General features: G+C 72.4%; 23 protein-coding genes. 2 read left to right on the top strand and 21 right to left on the bottom strand.

The genetic code is table 11. From position 1 onward, the window contains the following. Nucleotides 1-207 precede the first annotated feature (207 nt). The 8 genes from pyrF to pyrR form a co-directional block, all read right to left on the bottom strand. Complete coding sequence (pyrF, locus tag ACOBQU_RS32270; RefSeq protein ID WP_423632010.1) at nucleotides 208-1050, bottom strand: orotidine-5'-phosphate decarboxylase; 843 nt, start codon at nucleotides 1048-1050, stop codon at nucleotides 208-210. Next, nucleotides 1047-2153, bottom strand: a complete 1107-nt coding sequence (locus ACOBQU_RS32265) for a quinone-dependent dihydroorotate dehydrogenase (protein WP_423632008.1) — start codon at nucleotides 2151-2153, stop codon at nucleotides 1047-1049. Before ACOBQU_RS32265 ends, pyrF begins: the two co-directional genes overlap by 4 nt. 204 nt (nucleotides 2154-2357) lie before the next feature. Then, nucleotides 2358-5675, bottom strand: a complete 3318-nt coding sequence (gene carB, locus ACOBQU_RS32260; protein ID WP_423632006.1) for a carbamoyl-phosphate synthase large subunit — start codon at nucleotides 5673-5675, stop codon at nucleotides 2358-2360. After that, a complete protein-coding gene (gene carA / locus ACOBQU_RS32255) occupies nucleotides 5668-6825 on the bottom strand; it encodes a glutamine-hydrolyzing carbamoyl-phosphate synthase small subunit (RefSeq protein WP_423632004.1) in 1158 nt (385 codons plus the stop codon). The genes carB and carA overlap by 8 nt, the downstream gene beginning before the upstream one ends. After that, the gene (locus tag ACOBQU_RS32250) at nucleotides 6822-7421 is read right to left on the bottom strand and encodes a hypothetical protein (RefSeq protein ID WP_423632002.1); all 600 of its coding nucleotides are present in this window, start codon (nucleotides 7419-7421) and stop codon (nucleotides 6822-6824) included. The genes carA and ACOBQU_RS32250 overlap by 4 nt, the downstream gene beginning before the upstream one ends. After that, entirely contained in the window at nucleotides 7418-8704 is a 1287-nt protein-coding gene (locus ACOBQU_RS32245; RefSeq protein ID WP_423632000.1) for a dihydroorotase, read from the bottom strand. The genes ACOBQU_RS32250 and ACOBQU_RS32245 overlap by 4 nt, the downstream gene beginning before the upstream one ends. A 5-nt stretch (nucleotides 8705-8709) precedes the next feature. Continuing rightward, entirely contained in the window at nucleotides 8710-9687 is a 978-nt protein-coding gene (locus tag ACOBQU_RS32240; protein ID WP_423631999.1) for an aspartate carbamoyltransferase catalytic subunit, read from the bottom strand. A 139-nt stretch (nucleotides 9688-9826) separates the two neighbouring features. Beyond that, nucleotides 9827-10396 (bottom strand): bifunctional pyr operon transcriptional regulator/uracil phosphoribosyltransferase PyrR, encoded by a 570-nt coding sequence (gene pyrR / locus ACOBQU_RS32235; RefSeq protein WP_423631997.1) that lies wholly within the window; start codon nucleotides 10394-10396, stop codon nucleotides 9827-9829. Nucleotides 10397-10645: 249 nt separating this feature from the next. On the opposite strand from pyrR, the gene bldD reads away from it, so the two are divergent. After that, on the top strand, nucleotides 10646-11146 hold the full coding sequence (gene bldD / locus ACOBQU_RS32230) for a transcriptional regulator BldD (protein ID WP_016638847.1): 501 nt from the start codon (nucleotides 10646-10648) through the stop codon (nucleotides 11144-11146). A 217-nt stretch (nucleotides 11147-11363) separates the two neighbouring features. Here the strand turns inward: bldD and nusB are convergent, their stop codons facing one another. The 13 genes from nusB to ACOBQU_RS32165 all read right to left on the bottom strand — a co-directional run bounded on the left by nusB (nucleotide 11364) and on the right by ACOBQU_RS32165 (nucleotide 24258). Beyond that, nucleotides 11364-11795 carry a transcription antitermination factor NusB gene (nusB, locus tag ACOBQU_RS32225; RefSeq protein WP_423631994.1) on the bottom strand — a complete coding sequence of 144 codons (432 nt, stop codon included), beginning with the start codon at nucleotides 11793-11795 and terminating at the stop codon, nucleotides 11364-11366. 2 nt (nucleotides 11796-11797) lie between these two features. Continuing rightward, entirely contained in the window at nucleotides 11798-12364 is a 567-nt protein-coding gene (gene efp, locus ACOBQU_RS32220; RefSeq protein ID WP_289953504.1) for an elongation factor P, read from the bottom strand. Nucleotides 12365-12415: 51 nt separating this feature from the next. After that, nucleotides 12416-13522 carry an aminopeptidase P family protein gene (locus ACOBQU_RS32215; protein WP_423631992.1) on the bottom strand — a complete coding sequence of 369 codons (1107 nt, stop codon included), beginning with the start codon at nucleotides 13520-13522 and terminating at the stop codon, nucleotides 12416-12418. Between the two features lie 177 nt (nucleotides 13523-13699). Beyond that, nucleotides 13700-14644 (bottom strand): Pro-rich N-terminal domain-containing protein, encoded by a 945-nt coding sequence (locus tag ACOBQU_RS32210; RefSeq protein ID WP_423631990.1) that lies wholly within the window; start codon nucleotides 14642-14644, stop codon nucleotides 13700-13702. A gap of 157 nt (nucleotides 14645-14801) precedes the next feature. Beyond that, nucleotides 14802-15890: a 3-dehydroquinate synthase gene (aroB, locus tag ACOBQU_RS32205; protein WP_423631988.1), complete on the bottom strand. Its 1089-nt coding sequence runs from the start codon at nucleotides 15888-15890 to the stop codon at nucleotides 14802-14804. Then, entirely contained in the window at nucleotides 15887-16405 is a 519-nt protein-coding gene (locus ACOBQU_RS32200) for a shikimate kinase (RefSeq protein ID WP_423631986.1), read from the bottom strand. Before ACOBQU_RS32200 ends, aroB begins: the two co-directional genes overlap by 4 nt. Then, a complete protein-coding gene (aroC, locus tag ACOBQU_RS32195) occupies nucleotides 16402-17586 on the bottom strand; it encodes a chorismate synthase (RefSeq protein WP_423631984.1) in 1185 nt (394 codons plus the stop codon). The genes ACOBQU_RS32200 and aroC overlap by 4 nt, the downstream gene beginning before the upstream one ends. A gap of 138 nt (nucleotides 17587-17724) precedes the next feature. After that, a complete protein-coding gene (locus ACOBQU_RS32190) occupies nucleotides 17725-18555 on the bottom strand; it encodes a shikimate dehydrogenase (protein WP_423631982.1) in 831 nt (276 codons plus the stop codon). After that, a complete protein-coding gene (mltG, locus tag ACOBQU_RS32185) occupies nucleotides 18552-20201 on the bottom strand; it encodes an endolytic transglycosylase MltG (RefSeq protein ID WP_423631980.1) in 1650 nt (549 codons plus the stop codon). The genes ACOBQU_RS32190 and mltG overlap by 4 nt, the downstream gene beginning before the upstream one ends. Before the next feature lie 125 nt (nucleotides 20202-20326). Beyond that, nucleotides 20327-20800: a Holliday junction resolvase RuvX gene (gene ruvX, locus ACOBQU_RS32180; protein WP_423631978.1), complete on the bottom strand. Its 474-nt coding sequence runs from the start codon at nucleotides 20798-20800 to the stop codon at nucleotides 20327-20329. Further along, nucleotides 20800-23469, bottom strand: coding sequence for an alanine--tRNA ligase (gene alaS / locus ACOBQU_RS32175; protein WP_423631976.1), 2670 nt, complete (start codon nucleotides 23467-23469; stop codon nucleotides 20800-20802). Before alaS ends, ruvX begins: the two co-directional genes overlap by 1 nt. Beyond that, complete coding sequence (locus tag ACOBQU_RS32170; protein ID WP_423631974.1) at nucleotides 23469-23822, bottom strand: DUF6167 family protein; 354 nt, start codon at nucleotides 23820-23822, stop codon at nucleotides 23469-23471. The genes alaS and ACOBQU_RS32170 overlap by 1 nt, the downstream gene beginning before the upstream one ends. 7 nt (nucleotides 23823-23829) lie before the next feature. Continuing rightward, on the bottom strand, nucleotides 23830-24258 hold the full coding sequence (locus ACOBQU_RS32165; protein ID WP_423631972.1) for a DUF948 domain-containing protein: 429 nt from the start codon (nucleotides 24256-24258) through the stop codon (nucleotides 23830-23832). Nucleotides 24259-24477: 219 nt separating this feature from the next. On the opposite strand from ACOBQU_RS32165, the gene ACOBQU_RS32160 reads away from it, so the two are divergent. After that, nucleotides 24478-26700: an ATP-binding protein gene (locus tag ACOBQU_RS32160; protein ID WP_423631971.1), complete on the top strand. Its 2223-nt coding sequence runs from the start codon at nucleotides 24478-24480 to the stop codon at nucleotides 26698-26700. Nucleotides 26701-26716: the final 16 nt, after the last annotated feature.

Raw genomic sequence — 26716 nt, 5'->3', positions numbered from 1 at the left:
GCAACGCGTTAGTAGGGCGCGTGTGTGCCGTGCCCCGGCACGACCGCGTGGGGGCGGCGGGACGCTCCGCGCGCGGTACGGCGCATATGCAACCGCCCCCGGTGCCGGTCGGCGGCACCGGGGGCAGCGGGGGCACCGGGGGCAGAGGGCGGGCTCCGGGGGCGGACTCCAGGGGGCGGCCAGGGGGCGGACTCCTGGGCGGGGCGGCTACGCCCCCGTCACGGCCCGCCGCACCTCGTCCGCGAACCCGGCGGCGGCCGCCCGCAGCGCCTCCGCGTCCGGCCCCGCCTTGAGCACCCCCCGGCTGACGTTCGGCACCACGTTCCGCACCGCCGGGCCGAAGACCGCGGGCAGGTCGGCGGGCGTGGCGCCCTGCGCGCCGATGCCGGGTGCGAGGAGCGGGCCGTTGATGTCGAGGTCGAACGACGACAGGTCGCCGAGCGTGGCGCCGACGACCGCGCCGAAGGAGCCCATGGGGGCGGCGTCGGCGTTCTCGCGGGCGAGGTGGGCGAGCATGGTCGCGCCGATGGTGGCGCCGCCCTCGGGGCGGACGGCCCGCTGCACCTCGGCGCCCTCCGGGTTGGAGGTCAGGGCCAGCACAAACAGCCCCGTACCGCTCTGGCGCGCCAGGTCCACGGCGGGGCGCAGGGACTCGTAGCCGAGGTACGGCGACACCGTGAGGGCGTCGGAGAACAGCGGCGCGTCCGGGCGCAGGAAGGCCTCGGCGTAGGCGGCCATGGTGGAGCCGATGTCGCCGCGCTTGGCGTCCATGACGACCAGGGCCCCGGCGGCGCGCAGCTCGGTGACGGCCCGCTCCAGGACGGCGACGCCGCGCGAGCCGAAGCGCTCGAAGAACGCCGCCTGCGGCTTGAAGACGGCGACCTGGTCGGCGAGGGCCTCCACGGTGGTGCGCGTGAAGGTCTCCAGGCCCTTGACGTCGTCGTCGAGGCCCCAGGCGGCCAGGAGCGAGGCGTGCGGGTCGATGCCGACGCACAGCGGCCCGCGGGTGTCCATGGCGTGGCGCAGGCGGGCGCCGAAGGGCTCGGTCATGCGGACTTCCTCACGTCGGCGCCGACCGCGTCGGCGAGCGTGGCGTACGGGGATGCGGCGAGCCGGGCGGCGAGGCCCTTGTGGACGGCGCGCTGCCAGAAGGGGCCCTGGTAGATGAACGCGCTGTAGCCCTGCACCAGGGTGGCGCCCGCGAGGATGCGCTGCCAGGCGTCCTCGGCGTTCTCGATACCGCCGACGCCCACGAGGGTGATCCGGTCGCCCACGCGCGCGTAGAGGCGGCGCAGGACCTCCAGGGAGCGCTCCTTCAGGGGGGCGCCGGACAGGCCGCCGGTCTCCTTGACCAGCTCGGGGGCGGAGGCCAGGCCGAGGCCGTCGCGGGCGATGGTGGTGTTGGTGGCGATGATGCCGTCCAGGCCCAGCTCGACGGCGAGGTCGGCGACCGCGTCGACGTCGTCGTCGGCCAGGTCGGGGGCGATCTTGACGAGCAGCGGGACGCGGCGGTCGGTGACGGTGCGGTCGGCGGCCTCGCGCACGGCCGTGAGCAGCGGGCGCAGCGACTCGGTGGCCTGGAGGTTGCGCAGGCCCGGCGTGTTCGGCGAGGACACGTTGACCACCAGGTAGTCGGCGTGCCGGGCCAGGCGCTCGGTGGACTTCACGTAGTCGGCGGCGGCCTCGGCCTCCGGGACGACCTTGGTCTTGCCGATGTTGACGCCGACGACGGTCCGGAAGACCTCGTCGCGGGCCGCCAGGCGCGCGGCGACGGCCGCGGAGCCGTCGTTGTTGAAGCCCATGCGGTTGATCAGGGCGCGGTCCTCGACCAGGCGGAAGAGGCGCTTCTTGGGGTTGCCGGGCTGCGGCTCGCCGGTGACGGTGCCGATCTCGACGTGGTCGAAGCCGAGCATGGCCATGCCGTCGACCGCGACGGCGTTCTTGTCGAACCCGGCGGCGAGCCCGAAGGGGCCGTGCATGCGCAGGCCGAAGGCCTCGGTGCGCAGCTCCTTGTGGCGCGGGGCGAGGGCGGCGGCGACGAAGGTGCGCAGGACGGGGATGCGGGCGGCCAGGCGGATCCAGCGGAAGGCGAGGTGGTGAGCCCGCTCCGGATCCATCCGCCGGAAGACGAGCCGGAAGAAGAACGTGTACATGTGGTGTCCTCATAAGGAGGGGGACACCGCGTTCGGTGTCCCCCTCACGAGCTGCTAGGCGAGCGTGGCGAAGTCGGCTGCGGTACGGGAGCGCCCCGAAGGGCGCGGGGCCGTGTCGATATGCGGCTCCGCCGCGTGGGCGCGACCAGCCACGACGGAGTCGCGGACGGACGACGGCACAGCGCAACCCATCCCGCGGAGCGCCTAGTCGCGGTCCGCGGACAGAGCCGTCAGGTGCCGCGCGTGTTCCTGGAGCGAGCGCACGCCCACTCCCCCGTGGTGCAGGGCGTCGATGCCCTGGACGGCGGCGGCCAGGCCCTGGACCGTCGTCAGGCACGGCACGGAGCGGGCGACGGCCGCGGTGCGGATGTCGTAGCCGTCGAGGCGGCCGCCGGTGCCGTAGGGGGTGTTGACGATGAGGTCGACCTCGCCGTCGTGGATGAGCTGGACGATGGTCTTCTCGCCGCGCGGACCCTCGCCCTCGGACTGCTTGCGCACGACGGTGGCGTTGATGCCGTTGCGCTTGAGGACCTCGGCGGTGCCGGAGGTGGCGAGCAACTCGAAGCCGTGGGCGACCAGTTCGCGCGCCGGGAAGATCATGGAGCGCTTGTCGCGGTTGGCCACGGAGATGAACGCGCGGCCCTTGGTGGGCAGCGGACCGTACGCCCCGGCCTGCGACTTGGCGTAGGCCGTGCCGAACACCGAGTCGATGCCCATGACTTCGCCGGTGGAGCGCATCTCCGGGCCGAGCACGGTGTCGACGCCGCGGCCCTGGATGTCGCGGAAGCGCGACCAGGGCATGACGGCCTCCTTGACGGAGATCGGCGCGTCGAGCGGCAGCTCGCCGCCGTCGCCGGTGGCCGGGAGCAGGCCCTCGGCGCGCAGCTCGGCGATGGTCGCGCCCAGCGAGATGCGGGCGGCGGCCTTGGCGAGCGGCACGGCGGTGGCCTTGGAGGTGAAGGGCACCGTGCGCGAGGCGCGTGGGTTGGCCTCCAGGACGTACAGGATGTCCCCGGCCATCGCGAACTGGATGTTGATCAGGCCGCGCACGCCGACGCCCTTGGCGATGGCCTCGGTGGAGGTGCGCAGGCGCTTGATGTCGTGGCCGCCGAGCGTGATCGGGGGCAGCGCGCACGCCGAGTCGCCGGAGTGGATCCCGGCCTCCTCGATGTGCTCCATGACACCGCCCAGGTACAGCTCGTGGCCGTCGTAGAGCGCGTCCACGTCGATCTCGATGGCGTCGTCGAGGAAGCGGTCGACGAGGACCGGTCGGTCGGCGCTGATCTCGGTGGACTCGGCGATGTACGCCTGGAGGCGGGCCTCCTCGTACACGATCTCCATGCCGCGCCCGCCGAGCACGTACGAGGGGCGGACGAGGACGGGGTAGCCGATCTCGTCGGCGATCTCCTTGGCCTCGGCGAAGGTGGTGGCGGTGCCGTGCTTGGGCGCGGGCAGGCCCGCCTCGGCGAGGACGCGGCCGAAGGCGCCGCGGTCCTCGGCGGCGTGGATGGCCTCGGGCGAGGTGCCGACGACCGGGACGCCGTTGTCCTTCAGGGCCTGGGAGAGGCCGAGGGGGGTCTGGCCGCCGAGCTGGACTACGACGCCCGCGACCGGGCCCGCCTGCTGCTCGGCGTGGACGATCTCCAGGACGTCCTCCAGGGTGAGCGGCTCGAAGTAGAGCCGATCGGAGGTGTCGTAGTCGGTGGAGACGGTCTCGGGGTTGCAGTTGACCATGACGGTCTCGTAGCCCGCGTCGCTGAGCGCGAAGGAGGCGTGCACGCAGGAGTAGTCGAACTCGATGCCCTGGCCGATGCGGTTGGGGCCGGAGCCCAGGATGATCACGGCGGGCTTCTCGCGCGGCGCGACCTCGGACTCCTCGTCGTAGGAGGAGTAGAAGTACGGGGTCTTCGCGGCGAACTCGGCGGCGCAGGTGTCGACCGTCTTGTAGACCGGGCGGACGCCGAGCGCGTGCCGGACCTCGCGGACGACGTCCTCGCGCAGGCCGCGGATCTCGGCGATCTGCGCGTCGGAGAAGCCGTGGCGCTTGGCGTCGGCGAGCAGCTCGGGGGTGAGTTCGTCGGCGGCGGTCAGCTCGTCGGCGATCTCCTTGATCAGGAAGAGCTGGTCGACGAACCAGGGGTCGATCTTCGTGGCGTCGAAGACCTCCTGCGGGGTGGCGCCCGCGCGGATGGCCTGCATGACGGTGTTGATCCGGCCGTCGGTGGGGCGCACGGCGGCGCGCAGCAGGGTGTTCTTGTCGCCGGGCCTGCCGGTGAAGGTGAACTGGCTGCCCTTCTTCTCCAGGGAGCGCAGGGCCTTCTGGAGGGCCTCGGTGAAGTTGCGGCCGATGGCCATGGCCTCGCCGACGGACTTCATCGTCGTGGTGAGCGTGGAGTCAGCCTGCGGGAACTTCTCGAAGGCGAAGCGCGGGGCCTTGACGACCACATAGTCGAGCGTGGGCTCGAAGGACGCCGGGGTCTTCTCGGTGATGTCGTTGGGGATCTCATCGAGGGTGTAGCCCACGGCCAGCTTCGCGGCGATCTTCGCGATCGGGAAGCCGGTGGCCTTGGAGGCCAGCGCGGAGGACCGCGAGACGCGCGGGTTCATCTCGATGACGATGACGCGGCCGTCGGCCGGGTTCACCGCGAACTGGATGTTGCAGCCGCCGGTGTCGACGCCGACCTCGCGGATGATCGCGATGCCGACGTCCCGCAGGATCTGGTACTCGCGGTCGGTGAGCGTCATCGCGGGCGCGACGGTGATGGAGTCGCCGGTGTGCACGCCCATCGGGTCGAAGTTCTCGATGGAGCAGACGACTACGACGTTGTCGTTCTTGTCGCGCATCAGCTCCAGCTCGTACTCCTTCCAGCCGAGGATGGACTCCTCCAGGAGCACCTCGGTGGTCGGCGAGAGGGTGAGGCCCTGGCCCGCGATGCGGCGCAGCTCGTCCTCGTTGTGCGCGAAGCCGGAGCCCGCGCCGCCCATGGTGAAGGAGGGGCGGACGACGACGGGGTAGCCGCCCAGTTCCTCGACGCCGTTCAGGACGTCGTCCATGGAGTGGCAGATCACCGAGCGGGCGGACTCGCCGTGGCCGATCTTGGCGCGGACGGCCTCGACGACCTCCTTGAACAGGTCGCGGTCCTCGCCCTTGTTGATCGCCTCGACGTTGGCGCCGATCAGTTCGACCCCGTACTTGTCGAGGACGCCCTGCTCGTGCATGGAGATGGCGGTGTTCAGGGCCGTCTGGCCGCCGAGCGTGGGCAGGAGCGCGTCGGGGCGCTCCTTGGCGATGATCTTCCCCACGAACTCCGGGGTGATCGGCTCGACGTACGTGGCGTCGGCGATCTCCGGGTCGGTCATGATCGTGGCCGGGTTGGAGTTGACGAGGATGACGCGCAGGCCCTCGGACTTGAGGACGCGGCACGCCTGGGTTCCGGAGTAGTCGAACTCCGCGGCCTGGCCGATGACGATCGGGCCGGAGCCGATGACCAGGACGGACTGGATATCGGTGCGCTTAGGCACGCTGGCCCTCCATGAGCGTAACGAAGCGGTCGAAGAGGTACGCGGCGTCGTGCGGACCCGCGGCTGCTTCGGGGTGGTACTGGACGCTGAACGCGGGCTGGTCGAGGAGCTGGAGCCCCTCCACCACCTGGTCGTTGAGGCACACGTGGGAGACCTCGGCGCGTCCGTAGGGGGTGTCGGAGACGCGGTCGAGCGGGGCGTCGACGGCGAAGCCGTGGTTGTGCGCGGTGACCTCGACCTTGCCGGTCGTGCGGTCCTGCACGGGCTGGTTGATGCCGCGGTGGCCGTACTTCAGCTTGTACGTGCCGAAGCCGAGGGCGCGGCCGAGGATCTGGTTGCCGAAGCAGATGCCGAACAGCGGCGTCTTCCGCTTCAGGACCTCCCGCATCACGGCCACGGGGCCGTCGGCGGTCGCCGGGTCACCGGGGCCGTTGGAGAAGAACACGCCGTCGGGGTTGACGGCGTACACGTCCTCGGCGGTCGCGGTGGCGGGCAGCACGTGCACCTCGATGCCGCGCTCGGCCATGCGGTGCGGGGTCATGCCCTTGATGCCGAGGTCGACGGCGGCGACGGTGAACTTCTTCTCACCGATCGCCGGGACGACGTACGCCTCCTTGGTGGCGACCTCGGCGGACAGGTCGGCGCCCTTCATCTGCGGCTGCGCCCGCACCTTGGCCAGCAGGTCGGCGTCACTGGCGATGGCGTCTCCGGAGAAGATGCCGACACGCATGGCGCCGCGCTCGCGCAGGTGGCGGGTGAGGGCGCGGGTGTCGATGCCGCTGATGCCGACGACGCCCTGACGCCGCAGCTCCTCGTCGAGGGAGCGCCGGGAGCGCCAGTTGGAGGGCACCCGGGCGGGGTCGCGCACGACGTACCCGGAGACCCAGATCCGCCCCGACTCGGGGTCCTCGTCGTTGACGCCCGTATTCCCGACGTGGGGGGCGGTCATCACGACGACCTGGCGGTGGTACGACGGGTCGGTCAGGGTCTCCTGGTAGCCGGTCATGCCGGTGGAGAAGACGGCCTCGCCGAAGGTCTCCCCCACGGCCCCGTAGGCGCGGCCGCGGAAGGCGCGGCCGTCCTCCAGGACGAGTACGGCGGGAGGCGCCACCTTCCTCTGCGAGGCGTTCTCCTGGGTGGAGGTCGTCATCGTGCGCCTTCCGTTTCCGTCGTGCTGTGGTTCTCGGTGCTGTCGATCATGTTGTTGATGGCTTCGACCCAGGCGGCCTGCTCGGCGGCGTGGTCCGAGCGGAAGCCGGAGTCGAGGAGCTTGTCGCCGTGCGCCCAGGTGACGATCAGCAGACCGCCCTCGGCGAGGACCTTGCCCGCGATGCCCTTGTCGAGCCGGGCCTCGCGCAGGGCTTCCCTGGGGATGAAGAAGTCCCGCGCCCCGGGGCGTACGACGTCCAGGCCCGCGTCGGTGAGGGTCAGCTCCACCCGGCTGCGGGTGCCCAGGCCGTGCGCCACGATGCGGTCCAGCCACTGGCCCGCGGTGGTGGAGCCGTGGTAGCGGCCGGTCAGCTCAAGTTTCGTCGCACCGGGCTCTGACGGCGCGCTGGGGAGCTCCGGCAGGTCGCTCTGGAGGGTGCCGCGCCACTTCCAGCCCTCGCGCATCAGCCAGTAGACGAGCGCGATGAAGAGCAGGATGCCGACGACCCAGCCGATCCGGGCGGCCCAGTCGGTGACCTGCGCCGACTTCTCGTCGGCGGCGAGCTGGGTCAGGGCGAGGGGGTGGTGTGCGTTCACTGGAGCTTCCCGTCGACGAGCGTGGCCCGACCCCGGAGCCAGGTGTGCGTGACGCGTCCCGGCAGCTCACGGCCCTCGTAGGGGGTGTTGCGGCTGCGGGAGGCGAAGCCCGCGGGGTCCACGGCTCCACGGTATGCCGGGTCGACGAGGGTGAGGTTCGCGGGCTCGCCCGCGGCGATCGGGCGGCCCTGGCCCGCGGCCTGGCCGATCTCGGCGGGCTTGACCGACATCCGCTCGGCCACCCCGGCCCAGGTCAGCAGGCCCGTGTCGACCATCGTGTGCTGCACGACCGACAGGGCGGTCTCCAGGCCGACCATGCCCATGGCGGCCGCGGCCCACTCGCAGTCCTTGTCCTCGTGCGGGTGCGGGGCGTGGTCGGTGGCGACGATGTCGATGGTGCCGTCGGCGAGAGCCTCGCGCAGGGCCATGACGTCGGCTTCCGTGCGCAGCGGCGGGTTGACCTTGTAGACCGGGTTGTAGGTGCGCACCAGCTCGTCGGTGAGGAGCAGGTGGTGCGGGGTGACCTCGGCGGTCACGTCGATGCCGCGGGACTTGGCCCAGCGGACGATCTCCACGGACCCGGCCGTCGACAGGTGGCAGATGTGCACCCGCGAACCGACGTGCTCGGCGAGGAGGACGTCCCGGGCGATGATCGACTCCTCGGCGACCGCGGGCCAGCCGCCGAGCCCCAGCTCCGCGGAGACGACACCCTCGTTCATCTGGGCGCCCTCGGTGAGCCGCGGCTCCTGGGCGTGCTGGGCGACGACACCGCCGAACGCCTTCACGTACTCCAGGGCACGCCGCATGATCACGGCGTCGTCGACGCACTTGCCGTCGTCGGAGAAGACCGTGACACCGGCGGCCGACTCGTGCATGGCGCCCAGCTCGGCGAGCTTCCTGCCCTCCAGGCCGACGGTGACGGCGCCGATGGGCTGCACATCGCAGTAGCCGGACTCCTTGCCCAGCCGGTAGACCTGCTCGACGACGCCCGCGGTGTCGGCGACCGGGAAGGTGTTGGCCATCGCGAACACGGTGGTGTAGCCACCGCTGGCGGCGGCGCGGGTGCCGGTGAGGACGGTCTCGGAGTCCTCGCGGCCGGGCTCGCGCAGATGGGTGTGCAGGTCGACCAGGCCCGGCAGGAGCACCTTGCCGTCGGCCTCGACGACGGTGGTGCCCTCGGCGGCGAGCCCGGCGCCGACGGCCTCGATGGTCTCCCCGTCGATCAGGACGTCCTGGGGCTCGCCGCCGAGCACCTTCGCACCACGGATCAGGATCTTGCTCATGGGTCTTACTTCTCCTCGGTACGCGAGTGGGTGACGGCGGGCTCGTTGCCGCCCAGCAGCAGGTACAGGACGGCCATGCGGATGGAGACGCCGTTGGCGACCTGCTCGACGACCGTGCAGCGGCCGGAGTCGGCGACCTCGGCGGTGATCTCCATGCCGCGGACCATGGGGCCGGGGTGCATGACGATGGCGTGCTCGGGCATCTTCGCCATGCGGTCGGCGTCCAGGCCGTAGCGGCGCGAGTACTCGCGCTCGGTGGGGAAGAACGCGGCGTTCATCCGCTCGCGCTGCACCCGCAGCATCATCACGGCGTCGGACTTGGTGAGCGTGGAGTCCAGGTCGTACGACACCTCGCACGGCCAGTGCTCGACGCCCACCGGGATCAGGGTGGGCGGCGCGACCAGGGTGACCTCGGCGCCGAGGGTGTGCAGCAGGTCCACGTTGGAGCGGGCGACCCGGCTGTGCAGGACGTCGCCGACGACGGTGACGCGCTTGCCGTCCAGGCCCTGGCCGAGGCCCGCGTCGGGGCCGATCAGGCGGCGGCGCATGGTGAACGCGTCCAGCAGGGCCTGCGTGGGGTGCTGGTGGGTGCCGTCACCGGCGTTGATGACGGGCGCGTCGATCCAGCCGGAGGTGGCGAGCCGGTAGGGGGCGCCGGACGCGCCGTGCCGGATGACGACGGCGTCGACGCCCATCGCCTCCAGGGTCTGGGCGGTGTCCTTCAGGGACTCGCCCTTGGAGACGCTGGACCCCTTGGCGGCGAAGTTGATCACGTCCGCCGAGAGGCGCTTCTCGGCGGCCTCGAAGGAGATCCGGGTACGGGTCGAGTCCTCGAAGAACAGGTTGCAGACCGTGCGGCCGCGCAGCGCGGGCAGCTTCTTGATCGGCCGGTCGGCGACGCGGGCCATCTCCTCCGCGGTGTCGAGGATCAGGACGGCTTCGTCGCGGGAGAGGTCGGCGGCCGAGATGAGGTGTCGCATCATCGGGTGGGCTCCGTAGGGGGATTTCAGGTGTGCCGGGCCTGGGTCACGTCCCTGGGCGGGCAGGCGGGCGCGCCGCGTGTACGGGCGCGCGTCAGCTCGCGCACGGACCTGAGGCGGGTCGTACGAGGGGGAGCCAGCGTCAGCCGGCCGCGGGCTCCGGCTTGGCGCCGAGCAGCACGGCGTCGCGGCCGTCCTCCTCGGCGAGCTGGACCTTGACCGTCTCCCGCAGCGACGTGGGGAGGTTCTTGCCGACGTAGTCGGCGCGGATGGGCAGTTCGCGGTGGCCGCGGTCGACGAGGACGGCGAGCTGCACCGCGCGCGGGCGGCCGATGTCGTTCAGGGCGTCGAGGGCGGCGCGGATGGTGCGGCCGGAGAAGAGCACGTCGTCGACGAGGACGACCAGGCGGCCGTCGACGCCGTCACCGGGGATGTCGGTGCGGGCGAGGGCGCGCGGGGGGTGCATCCGCAGGTCGTCGCGGTACATCGTGATGTCAAGGGAGCCGACCGGGATCTTGCGGCCGGTGATCTCCTCGAGCTTCGCGCCGAGCCGCTGGGCGAGGAAGACGCCCCGGGTCGGAATGCCGAGCAGCACCACGTCGTCGGCGCCCTTGGCGCGCTCCACGATTTCGTGGGCGATACGGGTCAACACCCGTGCGATGTCCGGGCCTTCGAGAACGGGCCGCGGCACACCGGAGGCATGCGTGTCCATGAAAACGGACCTCCTTCTCCGCCTCACGGGACGGACTTTAAAGGACGTCGAATGTACGCCTAATCCCGCCATCCAGCGGGCCAGGCGTCTTTTACGGTACCAGCCACGGCAACGCGGCCCCTCCCCGCCCCTCGGAAGGGGCCCTCGGACCCATTCGGCTTGACGCAGCCAAGTAACGCTGCGTAACCTCACAGTGAGTCACCAGCCGCGCGGCGGAGCCGCACGTTGTCACAGCGTCCGGGGAGCTATATGTCCAGCGAATACGCCAAACAGCTCGGGGCCAAGCTCCGCGCCATCCGCACCCAGCAGGGCCTTTCCCTTCACGGCGTGGAGGAGAAGTCCCAGGGTCGCTGGAAGGCCGTCGTGGTCGGGTCGTACGAGCGCGGCGACCGCGCCGTGACCGTGCAGCGCCTCGCCGAGCTGGCGGACTTCTACGGCGTTCCGGTGCAGGAGCTCCTGCCGGGCACCCCGCCCGGCGGTGCCGCCGAGCCGCCGCCCAAGCTGGTCCTGGACCTGGAGCGCCTGGCGCACGTCCCGGCGGAGAAGGCGGGCCCGCTCCAGCGATATGCCGCCACCATCCAGTCCCAGCGCGGCGACTACAACGGCAAGGTGCTCTCCATCCGCCAGGACGACCTGCGCACCCTCGCCGTGATCTACGACCAGTCGCCCTCGGTGCTCACGGAGCAGCTCATCAGCTGGGGCGTGCTCGACGCGGACGCCCGCCGCGCCGTGGCCCACGAAGAGGTCTGAGCGGCCCCCTGACGGGGCCCGGGGAGAAACGTGCCGCCGGGGTGGCCGGAAACCCATGAGGTTTTCCGGCCACCCCGGCGGTTTTTCGCGCTCCCGTCAGCGGTGTTCACCCGTACGTCCGCTTGGCCGTGCCACCGAGGGAAAACGCGAAGGGCCCGCGGCCGTGATGGCCGCGGGCCCTTCGAAGCGCTGCTGGGAACGGCGGAACGAGAACCGCTCACGCCTCCCGGCGCAGGCTCGGCTTGAGGTCCTTGAAACGACCGAGGAGCCCATTCACGAAAGCGGGCGAATCGTCGGTCGAGAACTCCTTGGCGAGCTGAACGGCCTCGTCGAGGACGACCGCGTCGGGCGTACCGTCCACCCAGACCAGCTCGTAGGCGCCGAGCCGCAGGATGTTCCGGTCGACGACGGGCATCCGGTCCAGGGTCCACCCGACGGCGTACTGGGCGATCAGCTCGTCGATGCGGGCCGCGTGCTTCTCGTAGCCCTCGACCAGCTCCATCGTGTACTCGCTCACCGGCGGCTGCCGGGTGTCGGTCCGCGAGTGGCGCACCCAGTCCGCGAGCACGGTGAGCACGTCGACGCCGCGCTGGTCGGCCTCGAAGAGGATCTGGAAGGCGCGCTTGCGGGCCGTGTTACGGGCGGCCACGGTTAGCTGTTCACCCGGCCGAGGTAGCTGCTGTCGCGGGTGTCGACCTTGATCTTCTCGCCGGTGGTGATGAACAGCGGCACGTTGATCTGGTGGCCGGTCTCCAGGATGGCGGGCTTGGTGCCGCCGGTGGAGCGGTCGCCCTGGACGCCGGGCTCGGTCTCCTGGATGGTCAGCTCGACGGCGGCGGGCAGCTCGACGAAGAGCACCTCGCCCTCGTGCTGCGCGACGGTGGCCTCGAAGCCCTCGATCAGGAAGTTCGCGGCGTCGCCGACGACCTTCTTGTCGATGTGCAGCTGGTCGTAGGTCTCCATGTCCATGAAGACGAAGTAGTCGCCGTCCATGTACGAGAACTGCATGTCGCGCTTGTCGACAGTGGCCGTCTCGACCTTGACGCCGGCGTTGAACGTCTTGTCGACGACCTTGCCGGAGAGCACGTTCTTGAGCTTGGTGCGCACGAATGCAGGGCCCTTGCCGGGCTTGACGTGCTGGAACTCGACGACGGACCAGAGCTGGCCGCCTTCGAGCTTGAGCACCATGCCGTTCTTGAGGTCGTTCGTGGAAGCCACGGTTGCGGAATCTCCTGGACTGACGTGGACGACCCCGGGCACGTGCCCGCGCTAGAGCGCGAGCAGCTCCTTGGTCGTGATGGTGAGTAGCTCGGGTCCGCCGTCCGCTTCGCAGCGGACGACGAGCGTGTCATCGATCCGGACTCCGCCCCGGCCCGGGAGGTGGACCCCCGGTTCGACGGTGACCGGCACGCAAGCGTCCAGTTTACCCATGGCCGCGGGCGCCAACTGCGGGTCCTCGGTGTTTTCGAGCCCCACGCCGTGTCCGGTCCCCGGAGCCAGCCCCTCCGAGTACCCCGCGGCGGCGAGCACCTGCCGGGCCGCGCGGTCCACGTCCCGGCAGGCCGCACCGGGGGCGAGGGCCTCGCGCCCGGCCCGCTGGGCGGCGAAGACCACGTCGTACAGCTCGATCTGCCAGTCCGCGGGCGTGGTGCCGATGACGAAGGTGCGGCCGATCTCGCTGCGGTAGCCCCGGTAGCAGGCGCCGAGGCACACGGAGAGGAAGTCGCCCTCCTCCACGCGCCGGTCCGTCGGGCGGTGCCCAAGGCGCCCGGAGTGCGGCCCGGTGGCGACCGACGTCGGGAACGCCGGGCCGTCGGCGCCGTGGTCGACGAGGCGGCGCTCCAGCTCCAGGGCGAGATGCCGCTCCGTGCGCCCCACCAGGATGGATTCCAGCAGCTCCCCCAGCGCCTGGTCGGCGATCTCGGCGGCGATCCTGAGGCAGGACAGCTCCTCCTCGTCCTTGACCAGGCGCAGCTGTTCCACGCCCTGGGCGAGGTCGGTGAAGCGCAGCCGGGGCGCCACCGACGCCAGCGCCCGGTGGCGGGCGACGGTCAGGTGGTGCTCCTCGACGGCGAGCGCCTCGACGCCCTGGGCGGCGGCCTGACCGGCGCCCGCGACGGCCGGGTCGCCGTCCGGCGCCGGAAGGACGTGCAGCCGCAGGCCCGCATCGGGCCGTGCCGCGCCGGGCTCGTCCTCGGGCGGGCGGGCGCACAGCAGCACGTCCTCACTCCCGCCGAGCAGCAGGACGGCGCCGCGCGGGGCCGCGCCAGCGAGATAGCGGACGTTGGCGGGCCGGGAGACCAGCGCCGCCGCGCTGCCTCCGGCCGCGCACCGCTCCCTGAGCCGCTCCCGGCGGGCCGCGTACACCTCTGACATGGGGCCGAGCCTAAGAGCGGCCCGGTGCCGGGGCCGGTTCAGCGCGTCCGACCGGGCGTCAGGGCCGCGCGGACGAGGGGCGGGGCCGGGATCGTTGACAGCGGCCCGCGGGGCGGTGGCCGCGCGCTTGAGCCTCCCCTTCGGCGGGCCGCGGCCACCGGCGCGGCAGGCCCCGGGCTACCACTTGGGCGGGCTCGTCAGCGCCCGGGCCAGGACCTCGTCGAGGAGGCGGGCCGTCGCCGGGACGTCCAGGTGGGAGTTGTCGATGATGGGCAGGCCCGAGCCGTACCACCCCGCCATGCGGCCGTGGATGCGGGCGACCTCCTCGTCCGTGAGGCGGCGGTTGCCGCTGCGCTGGGCGTTGCGCTCCAGGACGACCTCCAGGCCCGGCAGCAGGACGACGGGCAGCAGGCCGGGGCCCACGTGCCGCTTCCAGCCGCCGAGGCCGACGACCGGCCGGTCCGGGAAGACGGCGTCGTCTAGGACGCAGGAGATCCCGTTGGCCAGGAAGTTCCGCGCGGCGAAGCCGCAGGTGCGGCGGGCCAGGCGGTACTGCGCCTCGGAGTTGTCGTTCCACCCCGCCTGGGGGTCGGCGAAGCCGGAGCGGACCCACTCGCGGACGTCGTCGAGGCTGATGTGGGCGGTGGGCACGCGGCGGTGCTCGGCCCAGTACTTCGCGACGCTGGTCTTGCCCGCGCCCGCGGGGCCGATGAGGAGCACGGCGAGGGTCGTGGAGCCCGTGTCGGCGGGGGCCGCGTCCGGCGGGGGGCTCGGCACGGCGACGGGGCCGCCGGGCGGGAGCTGGATGTGGCTGGTGACGTCCCGAGGCGGCGGGGCGGGGGCGTGCGGGGCGGCCGGAGGGTGGGGCGCCGCCGGGGCGTGCGGAACGTGCGGGGCGACCGGCGCGTGCGGGGCGCCGTGGCCCTGCGGGGCGCCCGGGGCCTGCGGAACGGGAGCCGGTCCCGGCGGGTGCGGCGCGGGACCGGAGGGGGCGCTGGCGAAGCCGGGCGCGAAGCCCGGCTGGGGGGCGCTCGGGTGGTGCGCGGCCGGGGACCAGCCGGTGGCCGGTCCGTGCCCCGGCTGAAGGGGCGGCGGCGACGGAGACCCCACTGCGTGCTGCATCCGGTGCCACTCCGTCTCGTACGACTGACCTGGTAGGGGCGGCGGGGCCGCCCGTACCGAACGGTACCGTCCCCGGCCGACGTTGTGTGAACGGCCGGGGAGGCCGCGGAGTGCCCGTGGCTTGTTCGAATCGCCCGCGGGCGGACGGATCGGACGGTCAGTCGGCGACTTCGCCGTACGCGGCGAGCAGCACCGCCGGGTCCGGGCCCTCCAGGACGGTCGGCTTGGCGAGGCCGTCGAGGACGATGAAGCGCAGCAGGTCGCCCCGGGACTTCTTGTCGACCTTCATGGTCTCCAGGAGCTTGGGCCACTGGTCGTAGCGGTAGCTGAGCGGCAGCCCGACGGACTCCAGGACCGTGCGGTGCCGGTCGGCGGTGGCGTCGTCGAGGCGTCCGGCCAGACGGCCGAGTTCGGCCGCGAAGTGCATGCCGACGGCGACGGCGGCGCCGTGCCGCCACTGGTAGCGCTCGTTCTTCTCGATGGCGTGCGCCAGCGTGTGGCCGTAGTTCAGGATCTCGCGCAGGCCCGACTCCTTCAGGTCGCCGGAGACGACCTCCGCCTTGACCCGGATGGAGCGCTCGATCAGCTCGGCGGTGTGCGGCCCTGCGGGCGTGCGGGCCGCCTGGGGGTCGGCCTCGATCAGGTCGAGGATGGCCGGATCGGCGATGAAGCCCGCCTTGATGATCTCGGCGAGCCCGGAGACGTAGTCGTGCACGGGCAGCGAGTCCAGGGCGGCCAGGTCGCACAGCACCCCGGCGGGCGGGTGGAAGGCGCCCACCAGGTTCTTGCCCTCGGCCGTGTTGATCCCGGTCTTGCCGCCGACCGCCGCGTCCACCATGCCGAGCACGGTCGTGGGTACGGCGACCCAGCGCACCCCGCGCAGCCAGCTCGCCGCGACGAAACCGGCCAGGTCGGTGGTGGCGCCGCCGCCGACGCCGACGATCACGTCGGTGCGGGTGAAGCCGGACTGGCCGAGCGCCTTCCAGCAGTACGCGGCGACCTCGGCGGTCTTGGCCTCCTCGGCGTTCGGCACCTGGATGGCGACGGCCTCGTAGCCCTGGTCCGCGAGGTCCTGGCGCAGTGCGTCGCCGGTCTCGGCGAGCGCCTCGGGGTGGATGACGGCGACGCGCTTGGCGGCACCGACCAGGCCGCCCAGCTCGCCGAGCAGCTGCCGCCCGACCAGCACGTCGTACGGCTCCGTGCCCGCGGTGCCGCCGACGTGGATGCGGGTCACTGCCTCGCTCATGCTGCCTTCAACTCCAGTGCGTCCAGGACCGCTTGCGCGACCTCTTCGGGGGTGCGGCCGTCGGTGGCGACGACGGCGCTGGCGACTTCTTCGTACAGGTGGCGGCGCGCGTCCATCAGCTCGCGCCACTGCTTGCGCGGGTTGACCGCGAGCAGCGGGCGCGCGGCGCCCAGGCCGACGCGGCGCACGGCCTCCTCGACGCCCATCGAGAGGTAGGCGACGGGCAGGTCGCGCAGCAGCGCGCGGGTGCCCGCGTCGAGGATCGCGCCGCCGCCGAGGGCGAGGACCCCGTCGTGCCCGGCGACGGCGGCCCGCACGGCCGCCCGCTCCAGGTCGCGGAAGTGGTCCTCGCCGTCCTCGACGAAGATGTCGGCGATCTCGCGGCCCTGGGCGGCCACGATGTCCGCGTCGGTGTCGCGGTAGGCCACGCCGAGTCGCTCGGCGAGGAGCGCGCCGACGGTGGTCTTGCCCGAGCCCATCGGTCCGACGAGGACGACCTTGGGGCCGCCGCTCACCGGATCTGGAGGTGGTCGAGGTACGACTCCACGTTGCGCCGGGTCTCCGGGACGCTGTCGCCGCCGAACTTCTCGGCGACCGCGTCGGCGAGGACCAGCGCCACCATGGCCTCGGCGACGATCCCGGCGGCCGGGACCGCGCACACGTCGGAGCGCTGGTGGTGGGCCTTGGCGGCCTCGCCGGTGGCGACGTCGACGGTGGCGAGGGCGCGCGGGACGGTCGCGATGGGCTTCATCGCGGCGCGCACGCGCAGCAGCTCGCCGGTGGTGAGGCCGCCCTCGGTGCCGCCGGAGCGGCCGGTGGCGCGCTTGATGCCGTCGTCGGTGGCGACGATCTCGTCGTGCGCCTTCGAGCCGGGCACGCGGGCCAGCTCGAAGCCGTCGCCGACCTCGACGCCCTTGATGGCCTGGATGCCCATGAGCGCGGCGGCGAGCCGCGCGTCGAGCCGCCGGTCCCAGTGCACGTGCGAGCCGAGGCCGACCGGCACGCCGTACGCCAGGACCTCGACGACGCCGCCGAGGGTGTCGCCGTCCTTGTGGGCCTGGTCGATCTCGGCGACCATCGCCTTCGAGGCGTCGGCGTCCAGGCAGCGCACCGGGTCGGCGTCCAGCTTCTCGACGTCGGCGGGCGTCGGGTACACGCCGTACGGGGCCTTGGCCGCGGCCAGCTCCACCACGTGGGAGACGATCTCGATCCCGGCCGTCTCCTTCAGGTACGACCGGGCGACGGCGCCGAGCGCGACACGCGCCGCGGTCTCGCGGGCGGAGGCGCGCTCCAGGATCGGGCGGGCCTCGGACACACCGTACTTCTGCATACCGGCCAGGTCCGCGTGGCCGGGCCGGGGGCGAGTCAACGGCGCATTGCGCGCCAGCTCAGCGAGTTCGGCCGGGTCGACGGGATCGGCCGACATGACCTTCTCCCACTTCGGCCACTCGGTGTTGCCCACCATGATCGCGACGGGCGAGCCCATGGTCAGGCCGTGCCGGACGCCGCCGAGAAAGGTGACCTCGTCGCGCTCGAACTTCATGCGGGCACCGCGTCCATAGCCGAGGCGCCGCCGGGCCAGGTGGTCCGCCACCATCTCCGTGGTGATCGGCACACCGGCGGGAAGACCCTCCAGCGTCGCCACAAGTGCGGGTCCGTGGGACTCCCCCGCGGTCAGCCAGCGCAACCTGCTCAACGGTGCTCCTCATGCTCGCGCCTGGAACTGCGACGGCGCGACCGGGTGCGCGGCCCTGGCCCGCCTCCCCCTGATCCTCCCACGTCCGCGGGGCCCGCTCGGCGCCGGTCCAGAAAGCGGACGGCGCCGGGCGCCGGATCAGCGCTCGGCGAGCGCCCGCTCCCCCGCCTTGCGCATCGCGTCCAGCGGCGCGGGGGCGCGCCCCGTCATCTGCTCGACCTGGAGCACCGCCTGGTGGACCAGCAGGTCGAGACCGCTGACGACGGCCCCGCCGTACGCCGACCAGCGGGCGGCGAGCGCGGTGGGCCAGGGGTCGTACAGGACGTCGAAGAGCGTGGCGGGGCGCTCCGGCACCGCGTGGGACAGGGCGTCCGTGCTGCCCGCGGGCGTGGTGGCGATCACCAGCGGCGCCCGCAGCGCCTGCTCGGCGTCCGCCCAGTCGGCCGTGCTGACCTCGACGCCTAGCCGCTCGCCCCACTGCCGCATCTCGGCGGCGCGCTCGGCGCTGCGGACGTACGCGACGACCTCGCCGGTGCAGATCCGGGCGAGCGCGGCGAGGGCGGAGGACGCGGTGGCTCCGGCGCCGAGGATCGCGGCGGACTCCACCTGCTCGATGCCGCGCTCGCGCAGCGCGGCGACCATGCCGGGGATGTCGGTGTTGTCGCCGGTGAGGCGCCCGTCGTCGGTGCGGACCACCGTGTTGACGGCCTCCACGGACGCGGCGGTCCCGCTGACGGCGTCCAGCAGCGGGATGACCGCGCGCTTGAGGGGCATCGTGAGCGAGAGCCCCGCCCACTCGGGCCCGAGCCGCTCGACGAACCCGGGCAGCGCCGCCTCGTCGACCTCGAAGCGGTCGTAGGACCAGTCGGTGAGGCCCAGTTCGGCGTAGGCGGCGCGGTGCAGCACCGGCGAGAGGGAATGAGCGATCGGCGAGCCGAGAACCGCGGCCCGACGCGTGTGCGCGCTCACTGTCCGTTCTGCTCCTTCAGGTATTTCTCGCGGTTCCGGTTCTGTTCCTCGTTCGTCTCCGCGAAGAGCGTCTTGTCCTCGCTGACGGACACGAAGTAGTACCAGTTGCCCTTGGCCGGGTGCAGCGCGGATTTGATGGCGACCTCACCGGGGTTGCCGATCGGTCCGGGCGGCAGGCCCTTGATCTTGTAGGTGTTGTACGGGTCGCTGATCCTCCGCAGGTCGTCGACGGACCCGATGGCGAGCTTCGACTGGCCCTTGAGGTAGTTGACCGTCGAGTCGAAGTCGAGCAGGCCGTACGTCTCGGTGTTGCCGGTCTTGAGGCGGTTGTAGACGACCGTCGCGACCTTCTCGAAGTCGTGCTTGTACTTGCCTTCCGCCTGGACGAGGCTGGCGACGGTGACGACCTGGAGCGGGTTCTTCAGGTTGAGCCGCTGCGCCGCGGACTGGACGCCCAACTCCTCGTACTTCTCGGTGGCTTGGGCCACCATCTTCTTCAGGACGTCCTCGGGCTTCTGGCCCTTGGCGACCGGGTAGCTGGACGGGTAGAGGAAGCCTTCGAGCGGGTCCTTGACGTCGCTGCCGAGGTTCGCCGACGCCCACTGCGGAAGTCCGAGTTTCTTCCATTCCCGGTGGGCGACGTCCTTGGTGGTGCCCGGTTTCAGATTCAGCCGCTCGTCGATGTTCGCGTACACCCACACATTCCGCTTTCCTTCCGGAATGATGAGGTTGTTGCGGCTCTTCGGGCTGAGCATGAGTTCGACGGCGCTCTGGGCGGACATATGCTTCCTGAGCACATAGACGCCCGCCTGAATGGACTGGCCCTTCGGGTGCTTTCCCTGGGCGGAGACGAAGGCGTCGACGCTCTTGACGACTCCGGCCTCCTTGAGCTTCTGGCCGATGGCGTAGCCGCCGGAGTTCTTGGGGATGTCGACGGTGGCCTGGCCGGAGCCCTCGCCGGAGTAGTCCGGGGCCGTGCCGAAACGATCCTGGTAGAACTGGTACCCGAAGTAGCCGACGCCTCCGAGGCCGCCCGCGAACACCAGGGTCACGACGAGGCAGGCACAGCCGTTGCGTTTCTTCTTCGGTTTCCTGCCGCCGCGGCCGCGGCCGCGCCCCCGGCCGCGCTCCTCGTCGAGGCCGTCGTCCTCGTCGTCACCGCCGCCCGCGAAGAACGCGTGCTCCCCCTGGTCGGGCCCGGGGTCCCAGCCCTCCTCGGGTTCCGGTTCCGGTGCGGGGCGCCGCTGGCCCGGCGGCTCGGGGGGCGGGTAGGCGTCCGGGGTGCCGTAGAAGTCGGGGCGCTCCTCGGCGTAGCCCCCGGGCTGGCCGCCGTAGGGGTCCACGGGGTCGCCGCCGTAGGGGATCTGGCCGTGCGCGCCGCTGTCCCAGCCGCCGTCCTGCGGCTGGCCGGGGCCCCCGTACTGGGCCTGCGGGGCGTACCCCTGCTGTCCGGCGTAGTCGCCGTACGCGTCCTGGGGGTGGCCCTGCTGCGGGTGCTGCGGCTGCTGCTGCGGGTGGTACTGCCCCTGGCCGCCGTAGGGGGACGGGCCGCCCGCGGGCGCCTGTCCTCCCCATCCGCCGTCCCCGTACAACGGGTCCTCCGGATGCCACGGTTCGGAGCCTTGGCCCCGGCCATACTCAGTCATCGATCCCCTACGAGCCGCGAGGCGGGGGCCACGGCCCGGACGCCGGGCCAACCGTTCCGCCTCTTGATGCTGTGCGGCGACTGTTCGAACGCCGCCGCACCGCGCGGAACGTTACCGTATCGCGATCAGATGACCACTTCGACGCCCTCGCCGGGAGCGGTCCCTGACGCCCGTTCGGACTCCAGGGCCTGCTGGAGGATGATCACGGCGGCCGCCTGATCGATGACAGACCTGCCTTTTTTGGACTTCACGCCGGAGGCGCGCAGGCCCTGGCTGGCCGTCACTGTGGTCATCCTCTCGTCCACGAGCCTCACCGGAACGGGGGCGATGCCCCGGGCCAGCTCCTGGGCGAAGGCGCGGACCTTGACGGCGGCCGGGCCCTCGCCCCCCTTGAGGGAGCGAGGGAGCCCGACGACGACCTCGATGGGTTCGTACTCCTCGACGAGCTGGCGCAGGCGACGGTGGGCGGCCGGGACGTCCCGGCCCGGCACCGTCTCGACCGGCGTCGCGAGGATCCCGTCGGGGTCGCACGAGGCGACCCCGATGCGGGCGTCCCCGACGTCGATCGCGAGGCGGCGGCCCCGGCGGACGGTGCTCATCAGGCGGTTTCGCCGACGAGGCGCTCGACGGCGGCGATGGCGTCGCCGATGGCGGCCACGTTCTGGCCGCCGCCCTGGGCGACGTCCGGCTTGCCGCCGCCACCGCCGCCGAGGGTCTTGGCGGCGGTGCGAACCAGGTCACCGGCCTTGAGGCCGCGCTCACGGGCGGCCTCGTTGGTGGCGATGACCGTGAGCGGCTTGCCGTTGGCCGAGGTGAACAGGGCGACGACGGCCGGGCGGTCGCCCGGGATGCGGCCGCGCACGTCGAGGACCAGCTTGCGCAGGTCGTCGGCGCCGGTGCCGTCCGGGACCTGGCCGGTGACCAGGGCGACGCCGTGGACGTCCTTGGCGCCCTGGGCGAGCCCGGCGGCGGCCGCCAGGACCTTCTCCGCGCGGAACTTCTCGATCTCCTTCTCGGCGTCCTTGAGCTTGGCGAGCATGCCGGAGATCTTCTCGGGCAGCTCCTCCGGGCGGCCCTTGACCAGCTCCTGGAGCTGGGCGACGACCGTGTGCTCCTTGGCGAGGAAGTTGTAGGCGTCCACGCCGACCAGCGCCTCGATGCGGCGCACGCCGGAGCCGATGGAGGACTCGCCGAGCAGCTTCACCAGACCCAGCTGGGCGGTGTTGTGCACATGGGTGCCGCCGCACAGCTCCTTGGAGAAGTCGCCGATGGTGACGACGCGCACGCGCTCGCCGTACTTCTCGCCGAACTCGGCGATGGCGCCTGCCTTCTTGGCCTCGTCCAGGGACATGACCTCGGCCTGGACGTCCAGCTCGCGGGCGAGGACCTCGTTGATCTTCTGCTCGACGTCGGTCATCACGGCCGTGGGCACGGCGGACGGCGAACCGAAGTCGAAACGGAAGCGGCCCGGCTGGTTCTCGGAACCGGCCTGGGCGGCCGTCGGGCCGAGGGCGTCGCGCAGGGCCTGGTGGGTGAGGTGCGTGGCGGAGTGGGCGCGGGCGATGGCGCGGCGGCGGTGGGCGTCGATCGAGGCCCACACCGGGGCGCCGACGGTGACCTCGCCGACCTGGACGACGCCCTTGTGGACGTGCACGCCCGGCACCGGCTTCTGGACGTCGCGGACCTCGATGACGGCGCCGCTGTCCAGGCGGATGCGGCCGGTGTCGCCGATCTGGCCGCCGCCCTCGGCGTAGAACGGGGTGCGGTCCAGGACGACCTCGACCTCGTCGCCCTCGGTGGCGGCGGGCGAGGAGACGCCGTTGACGAGCAGGCCGACGATCACGGCCTCGTTCTCGGTGAGGCTGTAGCCGGTGAAGTCCGTGGCGCCCGCGTTGTCGGCGATCTCGCGGTAGGCGCCCATGTCGGCGTGGCCGGTCTTCTTGGCCTGGGCGTCGGCCTTGGCGCGCTCCCGCTGCTCCTTCATCAGGCGGCGGAAGCCGTCCTCGTCCACGGTCAGGCCCTGCTCGGCGGCCATCTCCAGGGTGAGGTCGATCGGGAAGCCCCAGGTGTCGTGGAGCAGGAACGCCTTGTCGCCGGGCAGCACGGTGGAACCGGCGGCCTTGGTCTCGGTGACGGCGGTGTCGAGGATGTTGGTGCCGCCCTTGAGGGCCTTGAGGAAGGCGGCCTCCTCGGCGAGCGCGACGGTCTCGATGCGCTTGCGGTCGGTGATCAGCTCCGGGTACTGCTCGCCCATGGTCGTGATGACCGTGTCGACGAGGTCGGCGACGACCGGGCCGGTGGCGCCGAGCAGGCGCATGTTGCGGATGGCGCGGCGCATGATGCGGCGCAGGACGTAGCCGCGGCCCTCGTTGCCGGGGGTGACGCCGTCGCCGATGAGCATCACGGAGGTGCGCATGTGGTCGGCGACCACGCGCAGGGAGACGTCCGAGCCGTGGTCGGCGCCGTAGCGCACGCCGGTCAGCTCGGTGGCCTTGTCGATGACGACGCGCAGGGTGTCGGTCTCGTACATGTTCTGCACGCCCTGGAGGATCATCGCCAGGCGCTCCAGGCCGAGGCCCGTGTCGATGTTCTTCGACGGCAGGTCGCCGAGGATCGGGAAGTCCTCCTTGCCCTGGCCGGGGCCGCGCTCGTACTGCATGAAGACCAGGTTCCAGATCTCCACGTAGCGCTCGTCGTTGACGGCGGGGCCGCCCTCCTCGCCGAACTCCGGACCCCGGTCGTAGTTGATCTCGGAGCAGGGTCCGCAGGGGCCGGGCACGCCCATGGACCAGAAGTTGGGGCCCATGCCCAGGCGCTGGATGCGCTCGGCGGGGACGCCGACGACGTCGCGCCAGATGCGCTCGGCCTCGTCGTCCTCCTTGTAGACGGTGATCCACAGGCGCTCGGGGTCGAGGCCGTAACCGCCCTTGTCCTGGGGCGTGGTGAGCAGCTCCCAGGCGAGCTTGATGGCGCCTTCCTTGAAGTAGTCGCCGAAGGAGAAGTTGCCGCACATCTGGAAGAACGTGCCGTGCCGGGTGGTCTTGCCGACCTCTTCGATGTCCGGCGTGCGCACGCACTTCTGGACGCTGGTGACGCGCGGGGCGGGCGGCTTGGTCTCGCCCAGGAAGTAGGGCTTGAAGGGCACCATGCCCGCGGGGACGAGGAGCAGCGTCGGGTCGTCCGCGATCAGCGACGCCGAGGGCACGACCTTGTGGCCACGCTCCTCGAAGAAGCTCAGCCAGCGGCGGCGGATTTCAGCCGACTCCATCAGTGGTCCTCATTCCGGTTGTACGAATACGTCGTGTCCGTCGACTGCGCGAGGGACTTGGGGGTCTTGTCGGTGGCGGGCTCGACGATCGCGAGGCGGCGCTGGGCGGGCAGCTCGGGGTCGACCGGGGCGTTCAGACCGAGGGCGTCGCCCAGCTCGGCCTCGCGCTCGGCCATGCCGTCGCGGACGTCGAGCGCGAAGTCCTTGAGCCGGTGCCCGGCCTCGACGGCCTTGTCCGCGGCGCGCGCGGCGAGGCTCTCCGGGGTGAGCTGCTTCAGCTTGCGGTTGACCTTCGTGGTGGCCCACACGCCCGCGGCCGCGCCCGCGGTGAACCAGAACGTACGGCGGAACATCGCTGCGTCAGTCCTTCTTCCGCTTGCCCCGTCGTGCGGACGGGAGGGTGCGGCCCACGATCACCGTACGACGGGACGGTTTGGCGGGCACTTCCTTGCGACCGAGGGCCCGGCGCACCCCGTAGCCGAAGGCCGCGACCTTGACGAGGGGTCCGCCGAAGGTCGAGGCCACGGTGGTGGAGAGCGCCGACGCGTTCGACGTGACCTCCTGGACGTCCGATGCGATGGCGTCCACGCGGTCGATCTGGGTCTGTGCGGAGCGCACCGCCGCCGAGGCGTCGGCGAGCAGCGGCACGGCCTGCTCGGTCACATCCGCGACGAGCTTGGTGGTCGCCCTGAGCGTCTGCGCCAGCCTCGCCAGCGCCACCGCCAGGAAGGAGACCAGGATCGCCCAGAAGACGGCCACCAGGATCCCGGCCACCTCTCCACCGGACACTGTGCACCGCTCCCTGAGACACCGCCCCGGATCCGCTGAGGGTTCCCCCTCCGGGTTCCGGGGTCGTCGAACGTCGAAAAGTAGTGCTCCGACCCTATCGCGCCGGGGCCCGCGCTCCGTACCGCATTAGCGCACGCGGCCCGGGAAGCGGATGCCGTGAACCGGGCACGGACAGAGAGATTGTACGGAGTGCGTACGCATGAGTACGCTCCGTTCCCCATGCGACGCCCTCAGCACCCCGACCGGGGTCGGAACGATTCCGCGGCCGCGCCCGGCACGCCGGGAGACCCGCCCGCCGTGCCCGGGAACCTGCCCGCGGAGCTGACCGCGTTCGTCGGGCGCTCCGCCGAACTCGCCCGGCTGACCGAGGCGTTGGCGAGCGCGCGGCTCGTCACGGTGACCGGCGTCGGCGGGGTGGGCAAGTCGCGGCTCGCCGTGCGGGCGGCCGCCGCCGTCCGGCCGCCCGACGGGGCCTGGCTGGTGGAGCTGGCGTCGGTGCGGGACGCCACGCTGGTGGAGCACGCCGTGGCGAGCGCCCTGGAGCTGACCGACCACACCAGCAGGGCGCCGCGCCAGGTGCTGCTCGACCGGCTCGCCGGGCGCGAGCTGCTGCTGGTGGTGGACGGCTTCGAGCACCTGGTGGACGCCGCCGCCTCGTTCGTGCGGGAGCTGCTGCTGCGCTGTCCGGGCCTGAAGGTGCTCGCGGCGGGCCGCAGGCCGCTCGGCACGCTCGGCGAGCATGTCGTTCCGCTCGCGCCGCTGCCGGAGGCGGAGGCGGCCGAGCTGTTCGCGGACCGGGCGGCGGCCTGTCTGCCGGGCTTCTCGCTGGACTCGCTCGACGGCGCGGCCCGCGCGGACGTCCTGGAGCTGTGCCGCCGCCTGGACGGCATCCCGCTCGCCGTGGAGCTGGCGGCGGGGCGGCTGCGGGCGCTGTCGCCGGGGCAGCTGCTGGCGCGCCTCGACGACCGGTTCCGGCTGCTGCGCGGGCCCGGACGGGACGCGCCGTCGCGCCACCACACGCTGCGGACGGCGATCGGCTGGAGCCACGAGCTGTGCACGGCGCAGGAGCGGCTGCTGTGGGCGCGCCTTTCGGTGTTCTCGGGGCCGTTCGACCTGGAGGCGGTGGAATACGTGTGCAGCGGTGCGGGGCTGCACGCCGACGACGTGCTCGACGTCCTGGACGAACTGCTGGCCCAGTCGGTGCTGGCGCGCGAGGAGAGCCCGACGGGGGTGCGCTTCCGGATGCTGGACACGGTCCGGGCGTACGGCGCGGACTGGCTGGCGGCGATGGGCGACACGGACCGGATGCGGCGCAGGCACCGGGACTGGTACATGGGCCTGGCCACCTGGTGCGAGCTGGACTGGTTCTCGCCCCGGCAGGAGGCGGTGGCCACGCTCGTGGAGTGCGAGCTGCCGAACCTGCGGGCCGCCCTGGAGTTCTGCCTGACCGACCCCGAGGAGACGCACCTGGGGCAGTACCTGGCGGGCACGCTGTGGTTCTGCTGGGTGGGCTGCGGGCGGCTCGCGGAGGGCAGGCACTGGCTGGACCGGGCCGTGGAGCTGGACGGCGGCCACGAGGACTCGCGCCTGAAGGCGCTGTGGGTGCTCGGCTATGTCGCGATCCTCCAGGGCGACACGGTGCCCGCGCTGAGCGCGCTGCAGGAGTGCCAGGACACGGCGGAGCGCTCGGGCAGCGCGGTCGCCGCCGCGTACGCCACGCACCGCATGGGCTGCCTGGCGCTGGTCTCGGACGACATGCCGCGCGCCGAGCGGCTGCTGCGCTCGGCCCTTGAGGCGTACCGGCGCATCGGCGAGCTGAACAGCAACGTGCTGATGGGCCAGGTCGAGCTGGCGATGGCGCTGGCCTTCCAGGGCTCGCTCGGGGACGCGGTGGAGCTGTGCGAGGACGTGCGGCGGATCTGCGAGGACCACGGCGAGCGGTGGACGCTGGCGTACGCGCTGTACGTCCTCGGCTACGCGGCGTGGACGCGTGGCGAGCCGGTGCGGGCCCGGGAGCTGGTCACCGAGTGCCTGGCCCTGGACCACACCTTCCACGACCTGCTCGGCACGGTCCTCGCGGTGGAGCTGCTCGCGCTGTTCACGGTGTCGGAGGGCGACGCGGCGGAGGCGGCGGTGCTCCAGGGGGTGGCGGCGCGGATCTGGCCGTCGGTGGGGCTGCCGCTGTTCGGCTCGGAGTACTTCGGGGCGCCGCACGCGCTGTGCGAGGCGAAGGCCCGCGAGGGGCTCGGCGACGCGCGGTACGAGGCGTGCGTGCGCTCCGGTGAGGCGCTGACGACGGACGCGGCGGTCGCCCGGGCGCTGGGCCGCGACCGCGGGGCGGCCCTGGAGGGGCGGCAGCGGCGTCCCGGCGGCACCCCGGCCTCGTACGCGCGAAAGCCCGCCGCCTCCCCCGCTCCGAAGGGCGGGGAGACGACGGGCTGATGCCGGGTGCGGCTAC

The organism is Streptomyces sp. G45 (assembly GCF_049542095.1).
Classification (GTDB): Bacteria; Actinomycetota; Actinomycetes; order Streptomycetales; family Streptomycetaceae; genus Streptomyces.
The sequence above is the reverse complement of the archived record's forward strand: the minus strand, read 5'-3'. Positions and strand labels throughout refer to the sequence as shown.